Raw genomic sequence first — 11,150 nt, forward strand, 5'->3', positions numbered from 1 at the left:
TCGTAGCCCCACCAACGACAAGGGCCGCTTGCGCGGCCCTTGGCGGGGGGAGGCAGGCGCCTCTACGAGAACTTCGGCAGGTTGAACTGCGGCGGCACGCCCATGCGGGTGTTGATGACCCACTGCTGCACGATGGACAGGATGTTGTTCGTGATCCAGTACAGCACCAGGCCGGACGGGAAGAAGAAGAACATCACCGAGAACGCGAGCGGCATGAACCACATCAGCTTGGCCTGCATCGGGTCCGGTGGGGCCGGGTTCAGCGCGGTCTGCAGCATCGTCGTCAAGGTCATGATGATGGGCAGCAGGAAGTAGGGGTCGGGTGCCGACAGGTCCTTGATCCACAGCATCCACGGCGCGCCGCGCATTTCCACGCTGGACAGCAGCACCCAATACAGCGCGATGAACACGGGGATCTGGATCATGATGGGGAAGCAGCCACCCAGCGGGTTGATCTTCTCTTCCTTGTACATCTTCATCATGGCCTGCTGCATTTCCTGCGGCTTGTCCTTCAGGCGCTCGCGCATTTCCTGGATGCGCGGGTTCACGGCCTTCATCTTGGCCATGCTGGCGTAGGCCTTGGCGTTGAGCCAGTAGAACGCGATCTTCAGCAGCACCACCAGGGCGACGATGGACCAGCCCCAGTTCTGGATCACCGAGTGCAGCTTGTCGAGCAGCCAGTACAGCGGCTTGGACAGGATGGTCAGCCAGCCGTAGTCCTTGACGAGCTCCAGGCCGGGCGCCAGGGATTCCATCATCTTCTCGAGCTGCGGGCCGACGAACAGGCGCGCCTCGACGGACTGCGTGGCACCGGGTGCCACGGTGGCGACCGGCGTGATCATGCCCACGGCATACAGGTTGTTCGACACCTTGCGTGCGAACAGGTCACGCGCGATGCCGTCGCCCAGCAGCCAGGCCGATGCGAAGTAGTGCTGCACCATGGCCACGTAGCCGTTGGTGGCCTGCTTCTCGAAGGTGGCCTTGTTCTTCTCGATGTCGGAGAACTCGACCTTCTGGTACTTCTTGGCTTCGGTGTAGACCGCCGGGCCGGTGAAGGTCGAATAGAAGCTGGACTCGCCGGGCGGCTTGTTGCCGTCGCGCACCAGCTGCATGTACAGCTGCGGCGTGATGGCGGCGCTGCCGTTGTTCACGATGTCGTGCTTCACGCTCAGCGCGTAGGAGCCGCGTTGCAGCGTGTAGGTCTTGACCAGCTTCACGCCGTCGACGGCGGGCGATTCGAACCGCACCTGCAGCGTGTCGCTGCCCTCGGCCAGCGCGCGCGGGCCGGGCACGGCCGTCATGACCGTCGTGTGGTTGGGCAGCGTCGGCGCGCCGATCAGGCCGGTCTGCGCCATGTAGACGCGCTCGGCGCTGTCGTCCAGCAGCACGAAGTTGCGCGTGTGGTCGTTGGTATCGGCGTTCTTGAGCAGCTCGGCCTTGACCAGCGAGCCGCCCGCAGTGTCGAAGGTCAGCTTGAGCAGGTCGGTGCTGACCTCGAAGCGCTCATGCTGCGCAGCTGGCGCCGGCGCGGCCTGTCCCGGCACCTGGCCCGATGGCACGGCGCCCGGCGTGGCGGTCGCTGCCGTCGGCACGCCCCCTGCGGCCGCCGGCGTGGCCGAAGCCGCGCCACCGGGCGCCGAGGCGGCAGGCGCGGTCGCCGTCGGCATCGGGAAGAAGGTGGCCTGGTGGCCGTTGTGGACCTGCCATTTGTCCCACAGCATCACCAGGGCAAAACCAAAGATCACCCAGAGGATGGTTCGGCGAATATCGTTCATGGAAGGCTAGTCGGAGGTAGACGAGAAGTGCCGCCGGTCGAAAAAACGGGGGCGCTGCTGGGGCACGGCGTCATGGCCGCCATCGCACCAGGGATTGCAGCGGACCAGGCGGTGCAGAGTGAGGTAGCTGCCCATGCCGGCACCGTGGCGCTCCAGCGCCTCGATGGCATAGCTGGAACAGGTCGGCTCGAACCGGCAGGACGAGCCCAGGGACGGGCTCAGCAACAGCTTGTAGCCGCGCACGAGCGTGATCAGCGCGCGGCGGATCATGCAAGGGCCCGGCGCACGAGTTGCTCCAGCTCGCCGCGCACGGCCTGCTTGAGCTGAACCGACGTGGCGCTGATGAATTGCTTGCGGTCGAAGCCGCTGCGCAGGCGCACCACATGGGCCGCGCGCGGCAGGCTCGCGGCCTGGTCGCCGCACACGGCGTAGATCTGCCGACGGATCGCATTGCGCGTGACCGCGCGGCGCGCCCAGCGCTTGGGTAGCAGGACGCCGACCCAGACGTCGTCGACCGCGAACAGCACATCCGCGCCTTCGACAGGCGAAGGCGCCGGTTGCAGCGCAAGGCGGTGCAGGGCGAAGTGGGCTGTCCGGGAAACGGTGGTGCCGGCCATCACGGCCTGGAACTGCGCGCGCGTCTTGAGTCGCTGCACAGCGGCACGGCCCGGAAGTTCGAGAACGGAATCATCGGGCGCACCATCGCAGGGAAGGCCGCCCGCGACAGACAGTTAGACCGCCAGGCGCTTGCGGCCCTTGGCACGGCGCGCGTTGATCACGGCGCGGCCACCACGGGTCTTCATGCGGGCCAGAAAGCCATGCGTACGCGCACGACGGATCTTGGAGGGTTGATAGGTGCGTTTCATGTCACTTCCTTGGAAATCGTTGCAGAGGGAACTGCCCGCATGCGGGCCGCAGGTGGGGTGCAGCGAGCTGGAGCCGCAACGCCCTCGTCATCCGAGAGCTGCTCTGCCCAATCCGCACCCACAGCCTGGCTCCATCGCTCAGCGCGCAGGCAGGCCCACCTCAGGGGAACCCGCGATTATCTCCAAAAATCGGTGGGGGGCAAGTTTTCCGGTCGGAATAGCGCGCAGACCCGTGCCGGCGGCGCAGCGGCTGTGGCGCCCGGCCCACCCAGCGCGGACTTGCCCCTGCGCTTGTGGACAAATGCCTGGCTAACTAGAATGCCCGGTGCTCCAAAAAAACATTTATCCACAGAGGCTGAGCGGCTCATGATCGAGGGGACCCACGCCGGCGGCAACGCTGGCGACAGCCTTTGGCAGGCCTGCGTCGACCAACTCGCGCAAGAACTTCCGGAACAGCAGTTCAACACCTGGATCAAGCCCTTGACGGCCCAGGTCAGCCCTGACTTCAGCAAGGCCACGATCTTCGTGGCCAACCGCTTCAAGCTCGACTGGATCCGCGCCCAGTACGCCGGCCGCATCACCCACATGCTGGAGACGCTGTACGGCCAGTCCATCCAGCTCGAGTTAGTGCTCACTCCGCGGGAAGCCGTTGCCAGGCTTGCGCCTGTGCAGCTTGCGCGCGAGATCGGCGCGCCGGCCGAGCCGCCCGATCTGGGCGAGGACGCGGCCCAGGGCCAGTTCAAGAACCGGCTCAACACGGCGCTGACGTTCAACACCCTGGTCGAGGGCACGGCGAACCGCATGGCGCGCGCGGCCGCGATGCACGTGGCCGGCACGCCGGGCCACCTGTACAACCCGCTGTTCATCTACGGCGGCGTCGGCCTGGGCAAGACCCACCTCATGCATGCGGTGGGCAACAAGCTGATCGCCGACAAGCCCGGCTCCAAAGTTCTCTACATCCATGCCGAGCAATTCGTGTCGGATGTGGTTAAGGCCTACCAGCGCAAGACCTTCGACGAGTTCAAGGAGCGCTACCACTCGCTCGATCTGCTGCTGATCGACGACGTGCAGTTCTTCGCCAACAAGGACCGCACGCAGGAAGAGTTCTTCAATGCGTTCGAGGCCCTGCTGGCCAAGAAGTCGCACATCGTGATGACCAGCGACACCTATCCCAAGGGCCTGCCGGACATCCACGAGCGCCTGGTTTCGCGTTTCGACTCCGGCCTCACGGTCGCCATCGAGCCGCCCGAGCTCGAGATGCGCGTGGCCATCCTGATCAACAAGTCGATCTCCGAAGGCACGGAGATGCCCGAGGAAGTGGCCTTCTTCGTGGCCAAGAACGTGCGCTCCAACGTGCGCGAGCTCGAGGGCGCGCTGCGCAAGATCCTGGCGTACTCGCGCTTCAACCAGAAGGAAATCTCGATCCAGCTCGCGCGCGAAGCCTTGCGCGACCTGCTGTCGATCCAGAACCGCCAGATCAGCGTCGAGAACATCCAGAAGACGGTGGCCGACTACTACAAGATCAAGGTCGCCGACATGTACAGCAAGAAGCGCCCGGCCAGCATCGCGCGGCCGCGCCAGATCGCCATGTACCTGGCCAAGGAACTCACGCAGAAGAGCCTGCCCGAGATCGGCGAGCTGTTCGGCGGGCGCGACCACACGACCGTGCTGCACGCCGTGCGCAAGATCGGTGGCGAACGCCAGCAACTGGCCGAGCTGAACCAGCAACTGCACGTGCTGGAACAGACGCTGAAGGGCTGAAGCGCTTGGACCGGCCACCCCCGTTCGCACGCGCGGTCCACAGTGCGGATCGGGCCTTGGAAACAGGCGAAAATGCACAGGTTTGCGCCGGCCGGCTCCACAAGAAATTCATCAAGAGGTTGACATGATTGTTCTGAAGGCTCCCCAGAGCACCTTGCTTGCAGTTCTGCAGTCGGTCTCGGGCATCGTGGAGCGCCGCCACACCTTGCCCATCCTGGCCAACGTGATGCTGCGCAAGACGGGCAGCGACGTGCAGCTGACGACCAGCGACCTGGAGATCCAGATCCGCACCACGGCCGAGCTGGGCGGCGATGCCGGCAACTTCGTGACCACGGTCGGTGCGCGCAAGCTGATCGACATCCTGCGCACCATGCCGGCCGACCAGACCGTGTCGCTCGAATCGGCACAGAATAAGCTCGTCTTGAAGGGCGGCAAGAGCCGCTTCACGCTGCAGACCCTGCCGGCCGAGGACTTCCCGCTGGTGCAGGAATCCGCCGAGTTCGGCCCCGCCTTCAGCGTGCCGCAAAAGACGCTGAAGGACCTGCTGGGCCAGGTCGCGTTCGCGATGGCCGTGCACGACATCCGCTACTACCTGAACGGCATCCTTTTCGTGGCCGAGGGCAAGCAGCTGAGCCTGGTCTCCACCGATGGCCACCGCCTGGCCTTCGCATCGGCCACGCTCGACGTCGAGGTGCCCAAGCAGGAGGTGATCCTGCCGCGCAAGACCGTGCTCGAACTGCAGCGCTTGCTGTCCGACGCCGAAGGCGCCATCGAGATGCAGTTTGCGAACAACCAGGCCCGCTTCCGTTTCGGCGGCATGGAGTTCGTGACCAAGCTGGTGGAGGGCAAGTTCCCCGACTACAACCGCGTGATCCCCAAGAACCACAAGAACGAGATCACGCTGGGCCGCCAGGCCCTGCTGTCCAGCCTGCAGCGCACCGCCATCCTGACCAGCGAGAAGTTCAAGGGCGTGCGGCTCAACGTCGAGCCCGGCAGCCTGCGCGTGGCCTCCAGCAACGCCGAGCAGGAAGAAGCCCAGGACGAGCTCGACATCGACTACAGCGGCGACAGCATCGAGATCGGTTTCAACGTCACCTACCTCATCGATGCGCTGACCAACATGCAGCAGGACATGGTCAAGATCGAGCTGTCCGATGGCAACAGCTCGGCCCTGCTCACCATCCCGGAAAACAGCAATTTCAAGTACGTGGTGATGCCGATGCGTATCTGACGCACGCGCATTGCCCTGCCGCGACCCGCGTTCCGACGCGGGTTCGCTTTTTCAAGAGTGACTCGAAAAGCACGCCATGACCGAAGACAGCAAGCCCGTTCCGCCGATTTCCAACGAAAGCGCCATGGCGCCTACCGGTGAAGACGGCCTCCCATCGCTGTCGCAGCAGCCCAAGATTGACGCCCACCAGGCCGGCGCCAGCGAAGGCTATGGCGAAGGCGCGATCCAGATCCTCGAAGGCCTGGAAGCCGTGCGCAAGCGCCCCGGCATGTACATCGGCGATACGTCGGATGGCACTGGCTTGCACCACCTGGTGTTCGAGGTGGTCGACAACTCCATCGACGAAGCACTGGCCGGCCATTGCGACGAGATCCTCGTCACCATCCACAGCGACAACTCGGTGAGCGTGGTCGACAACGGCCGCGGCATTCCCACCGGCGTGAAGATGGACGACAAGCACGAGCCCAAACGCTCGGCTGCCGAGATCGCGCTGACCGAGCTGCACGCTGGCGGCAAGTTCAACCAGAACAGCTACAAGGTCTCGGGCGGCCTGCACGGCGTGGGCGTGTCCTGCGTGAACGCGCTCTCCAAGATGCTGCGCCTGACGGTGCGCCGCGAGGGCAAGGTCCACGTGATGGAGTTCAGCAAGGGCTTCGTGCAGAACCGCATCGTCGAGCAGGTGAACGGCGTGGACGTGTCGCCCATGCAGGTGCTGGGCGAGACCGAGAAGCGCGGCACCGAGGTGCATTTCCTGCCCGACACCGAGATCTTCAAGGAGAACAACGACTTCCACTACGAGATCCTCTCGAAGCGGCTGCGTGAGCTCTCCTTCCTGAACAACGGCGTGAACATCAAGCTGAAAGACGAGCGCACCAACAAGGAAGACGATTTCTCCGGTGCCGGTGGCGTCAAGGGCTTCGTGGACTTCATCAACAAGGGCAAGACCGTGCTCAACCCGAACGTGTTCCATGCGATCGGCGAACGCCCGGCCGAGACCTACGGCGGCATCGCGGGCACGCACATCGGTGTGGAAGTGGCCATGCAGTGGAACAGCGGCTACAACGAGCAGGTGCTGTGCTTCACCAACAACATCCCCCAGCGTGACGGCGGCACCCACCTCACGGGCCTGCGCGCCGCGATGACGCGCGTCATCAACAAGTACATCGAAGAGAACGAGCTGGCCAAGAAAGCCAAGGTCGAGGTCACCGGCGACGACATGCGCGAAGGCCTGTGCTGCGTGCTGAGCGTGAAGGTGCCCGAGCCCAAGTTCAGCAGCCAGACCAAGGACAAGCTGGTTTCCAGCGAAGTGCGCGCGCCGGTGGAAGACATCGTCGGCCGCCTGCTCACCGACTACCTGCAGGAACGCCCGAACGACGCCAAGATCATCTGCGGCAAGATCGTCGAGGCCGCGCGTGCCCGCGAAGCTGCCCGCAAGGCGCGCGAGATGACGCGCCGCAAGGGCGTGCTCGACGGCATGGGCCTGCCCGGCAAGCTGGCCGACTGCCAGGAGAAAGACCCGCGCGAATGCGAGATCTACATCGTCGAGGGTGACTCCGCCGGTGGCTCTGCCAAGCAGGGCCGCGACCGCAAGTTCCAGGCGATCCTGCCCCTGCGCGGCAAGATCCTGAACGTGGAGAAGGCGCGCTACGAGAAGCTGCTCACCAGCAACGAAATCCTCACGCTGATCACCGCGCTGGGCACCGGCATCGGCAAGGCCGGCGGCAGCACTGGCAGCGACGATTTCGACGTGGCCAAGCTGCGCTACCACCGCATCATCATCATGACCGACGCCGACGTCGACGGCGCCCACATCCGCACCCTGCTGCTGACCTTCTTCTACCGCCAGATGCCCGAGCTGGTCGAGCGCGGCCACATCTACATCGCGCAGCCGCCGCTGTACAAGGTCAAGGCCGGCAAGGAAGAGCTGTACCTGCAGGGCCAGACCGACCTGGACAGCTTCCTGCTGCGCATCGCGCTGGTCAACGCCTCCGTGCACACCGGCGGCGACGCCGGCACCACCCTGGCCGGCGATACGCTGACCGAGCTGGCCCGCAAGCACCAGGTGGCCGAAGCCGTGATCGCGCGCCTGCGCAACTTCATGGACGCCGAGGCGCTGCGCTCCATCGCCGACGGCGTGGCCTTGAACCTGGACACCGTGCCCGACGCCGAGGCCTCGGCCGTCGCGCTGCAGGCCAGCCTGCGCGCGCTGGGAAGCGGCGCCGAAGTGGCCGGCGAGTTCGACGTGCGCACCGACAAGCCCGTGCTGCGCATCAGCCGCCGCCACCACGGCAACACCAAGAGCAGCGTCATCACGCAGGACTTCGTGCACGGCGCCGACTACGCCGCCCTGGCCGAAGCCGCCAACACCTTCCGCGGCCTGCTCAGCGAAGGCGCCAAGGTCATGCGCGGCGAAGGCGAGCGGCAGAAGGAAGAACGCGTCGGTGACTTCCGCCAGGCCATGCGCTGGTTGATCTCGGAGGCCGAACGCGCCACCTCGCGCCAGCGCTACAAGGGGCTGGGCGAGATGAACCCCGAGCAGCTGTGGGAGACCACGATGGACCCGCAGGTGCGTCGCCTGCTGAAGGTGCAGATCGACGACGCGATCGAGGCGGATCGGGTGTTCACGATGCTGATGGGGGACGAAGTAGAACCCAGGCGCGATTTCATTGAGACCAATGCGCTCAGGGCGGGGAATATCGACGTCTAGATTTCGCTCGCTGAATTTAGAGGCTCAGCGCCCGGCTATGCCGGGCGTTGTCGTTTGAATGGTCTGCTTCGCTTGCGCCGTTTTGCCAGACTTCACAACTGACCGATCTACGCCGCCGCCTGCGCCCGCAAGGCCTCATAGAGTTGCGCCGGCCCAGCAAAATGTCCTTGAGCCCAGCACGCACCTGCGACGAGCCCAGCGCCTGCGCGCTCATGACCTGGTGCGCCTCCAGCGCGTTCATGATCGCGTGCATCAATGCGTTGCTCGGGTCGGGCGAGTTCGCGAACTGCTCCTTGCTGTTGCTCGCGGCCTGTTGCACCAAGGTCTGGTTCTCCAGCAGTTTGCCTTTGAGCACGCCATTGACGTAGACCAACTGGTCGTCGTCCGTCAGCTCGCCTTCGAACAGGCCATTCACCTTCTCGATGATCTCGACCAGGTACGCCGCCTGCTTCTCCTGCACGCTGCCGCTGCCCACGGCGTCCATGGGCGGCAATTTGTAGCTTCCGTCGGCGCTCAGCCCCATNGATCTCGACCAGGTACGCCGCCTGCTTCTCCTGCACGCTGCCGCTGCCCACGGCGTCCATGGGCGGCAATTTGTAGCTTCCGTCGGCGCTCAGCCCCATGGGCTGCTAGCCGCGGCTCTTCAAGGTGTGGTGGGTCAGAACCACCTTGGACAGGTCCACCGTGTCGCGCTCGCGGCCAAAGTCCAGTAGCGGGATCAGGCGCTTGTAGAACAGAAAACGCTTCTCGATGGCGGTGTTCCCGTAGTCGAAGATCTGGCTCAGGAAGGCATAGAGGCGCACGTAGGCGCCCATGTCGTTCTTGAACAGCAACAGCGCATCGAGCTGGTCCCGCGCGGCGCGGGCGGTCTTGTCGTCCTGCTTGTCCTCAGCCGCCGCCATGTCCTGCTGCGCCGCCTTGTAGCGCCGCAGCAATCGGTCGGCCACAGGTGCAATCGCTGCATCGAGCTGCTGCTGCGTGCCGTTCGGGTCCAGGTCCACCTGGGCCACGCGGTCGACCTCGAACGCGTCGTAGCAGCCAGCGGCATCGAGCTTAGCGCGCAGGTCGTAGACCTGGTGCGGGTCGGTCACGGCCTGCAGCTCGGCCGTCTCGTAGTAGGTCTTGAAGGCCTTGAGGATGTCGGCCGGCTCGTTGACNCTTGTCCACGTACATGCCGCACAGCAGCGGCTGGTCGAAGCCGGTCTGGAACTTGTTGGCCACCAGCAGCAGGTGGTGGTCCGGCCCCTTGAACACCTCACGGATGTCGCGCCCGCGCAGGCCCGGGTTCAGGGCCTCGCTGGTCTCGGACACGGCATCGGGAAAGCTCTCGGCGTCGATCACTTCGCCCGAGAACGCCACCAGCACACCCAGCGGGTAGTGCTGGCTGGCGATGTAGGCGCGGATGGCCTTGTGCCAGCGCACGGCCTCTTTGCGGCTGGCCACGACCACCATGGCCTTGGCCCGGCCCTCCAGCAGCGGCTGCACGTTCTGGCGGTAGTGCTCGACGACGGCCTGCACCTTGCTCGCGATGTTGTAGGGATGCAGCCGCACCCACTGCATCAGCCCCTTCATCGCCGTGCTGCGCTCGACCTGCTTGTCGTCCCACTCCTGGCCGTCGTGGGCCAGCTTGAACGCGAGCTTGTAGCTGGTGTAGTTCTTCAGCACGTCGAGGATGAAGCCCTCCTCGATGGCCTGGCGCATCGCGTAGACATGGAAGGGCTGAGGCAACCCGTCCGCGTCCTTGCGGCCGAACAGCTCCAGCGTCTTGGCCTTGGGTTTGGCGGTGAAGGCCACATAGGTCAGGCCGTTCACACTGGCGCGCGCCTCCATCTGCGCGGCCAGCAGCGCCTCGGTGTCCACCTCGCCGCCGTCCTGCCCGTTCACACTGGCGCGCGCCTCCATCTGCGCGGCCAGCAGCGCCTCGGTGTCCACCTCGCCGCCGTCCTGCAGCTCGGCCCATTCCTGCGCGCTCAGCAGCTGCTTGAGCTTGGCCGCGGCCTCGCCGGTCTGCGAGCTGTGGGCTTCGTCGGCAATCACCGCGAAGCGCTTGCCCTCGGTGGCAGCCAGCTTTTGCACCTCGGCCAGCGCGAAGGGAAAGGTCTGGATCGTGCAGACGATGATCTTCTTGCCGGCTTTGAGCGCCTGGCCGAGCTGCGCGCTCTTGCTGCCGTGCTCGTGCGTGATGCTGGCCACCACGCCGGTGGTGCGCTCGAAGTCGAAGATGGCTTCCTGCAGCTGCGCGCCCAGCACCGTGCGGTCGCTGACCACCAGCACGCTGTCGAACAGCTTCTTGTGCTGTGCATCGTGCAGGTCGGCCAGGAAGTGCGCCGTCCAGGCGATGGAGTTGGTCTTGCCCGAGCCGGCCGAGTGCTGCACGAGGTAGCGCTCGCCCGGGCCCTTCTCCAGCACGTCGGCCACCAGCGCGCGCGGCATCGAGCTGGTGGTAGAGCGGGAAGATCACGGCTTTCGGCTGCTTCTTGTCGTTGCGCTTGCAGATCAGGTAGCGGTGCAGGATGTCGAGCCAGCTCTCGCGCGCCCACACCTCTTCCCACAGGTAGGCCGTGGCAAAGCCGGCCGGGTGGGGCGCGTTGCCGGCACCGCCCGCGTTGCCGCGGTTGAAGGGGAGGAACTGCGTCGCCGCGCCGGCCAGCCGGGTGGTCATCATCACCTCGCTCTGGCTCACGGCGAAGTGCACCAGCGCGCCGCCGGGGAAGCCGAGCAAGGGCTCCGGCACGCCGCCCTTGGCCGTCTTGGGCGCAGGGTGGCGGTCGAATCGGTACTGGTCCACCGCGTCCTGCACGCTTTGCGTG

7 protein-coding genes and 3 pseudogenes are annotated in these 11,150 nt (G+C 65.4%); 3 read left to right on the forward strand and 7 right to left on the reverse strand.

Annotation, left to right across the window (positions count from 1 at the left end):
• Positions 1 to 62 precede the first annotated feature (62 nt).
• The 4 genes from yidC to rpmH form a co-directional block, all read right to left on the reverse strand.
• Entirely contained in the window at positions 63 to 1,775 is a 1,713-nt protein-coding gene (gene yidC, locus ASF43_RS09775) for a membrane protein insertase YidC (protein ID WP_056179649.1), read from the reverse strand.
• Positions 1,776 to 1,781: 6 nt separating this feature from the next.
• On the reverse strand, positions 1,782 to 2,045 hold the full coding sequence (yidD, locus tag ASF43_RS09780; RefSeq protein ID WP_056179652.1) for a membrane protein insertion efficiency factor YidD: 264 nt from the start codon (positions 2,043 to 2,045) through the stop codon (positions 1,782 to 1,784).
• The gene (locus tag ASF43_RS09785; protein WP_056179655.1) at positions 2,042 to 2,431 is read right to left on the reverse strand and encodes a ribonuclease P protein component; all 390 of its coding nucleotides are present in this window, start codon (positions 2,429 to 2,431) and stop codon (positions 2,042 to 2,044) included. The genes yidD and ASF43_RS09785 overlap by 4 nt, the downstream gene beginning before the upstream one ends.
• Before the next feature lie 75 nt (positions 2,432 to 2,506).
• Entirely contained in the window at positions 2,507 to 2,641 is a 135-nt protein-coding gene (gene rpmH, locus ASF43_RS09790; protein WP_056179658.1) for a 50S ribosomal protein L34, read from the reverse strand.
• Positions 2,642 to 3,007: 366 nt separating this feature from the next.
• On the opposite strand from rpmH, the gene dnaA reads away from it, so the two are divergent.
• The 3 genes from dnaA to gyrB all read left to right on the forward strand — a co-directional run bounded on the left by dnaA (position 3,008) and on the right by gyrB (position 8,340).
• Positions 3,008 to 4,402, forward strand: coding sequence for a chromosomal replication initiator protein DnaA (gene dnaA / locus ASF43_RS09795; protein WP_056179660.1), 1,395 nt, complete (start codon positions 3,008 to 3,010; stop codon positions 4,400 to 4,402).
• Positions 4,403 to 4,526: 124 nt separating this feature from the next.
• Entirely contained in the window at positions 4,527 to 5,633 is a 1,107-nt protein-coding gene (gene dnaN / locus ASF43_RS09800; RefSeq protein WP_056179663.1) for a DNA polymerase III subunit beta, read from the forward strand.
• 76 nt (positions 5,634 to 5,709) lie between these two features.
• Positions 5,710 to 8,340: a DNA topoisomerase (ATP-hydrolyzing) subunit B gene (gene gyrB / locus ASF43_RS09805; protein ID WP_056179666.1), complete on the forward strand. Its 2,631-nt coding sequence runs from the start codon at positions 5,710 to 5,712 to the stop codon at positions 8,338 to 8,340.
• 107 nt (positions 8,341 to 8,447) lie between these two features.
• Here gyrB and ASF43_RS31645 read toward each other — a convergent pair.
• From ASF43_RS31645 to ASF43_RS31655, 3 pseudogenes are all read right to left on the reverse strand, one after another.
• Positions 8,448 to 8,863, reverse strand: a pseudogene (locus tag ASF43_RS31645) (type I restriction endonuclease subunit R); the annotation flags it as partial.
• Positions 8,864 to 8,969: 106 nt separating this feature from the next.
• A pseudogene (locus tag ASF43_RS31650) lies at positions 8,970 to 9,497 on the reverse strand (type I restriction endonuclease subunit R); the annotation flags it as partial.
• 1 nt (position 9,498) lies between these two features.
• Positions 9,499 to 11,150 (reverse strand): annotated as a pseudogene (locus ASF43_RS31655) (DEAD/DEAH box helicase family protein); the annotation flags it as partial.

The sequence above is a fragment of the Pseudorhodoferax sp. Leaf267 genome (genome assembly GCF_001422405.1).
In the GTDB taxonomy this organism is placed as follows: Bacteria; Pseudomonadota; Gammaproteobacteria; order Burkholderiales; family Burkholderiaceae_C; genus Pseudorhodoferax.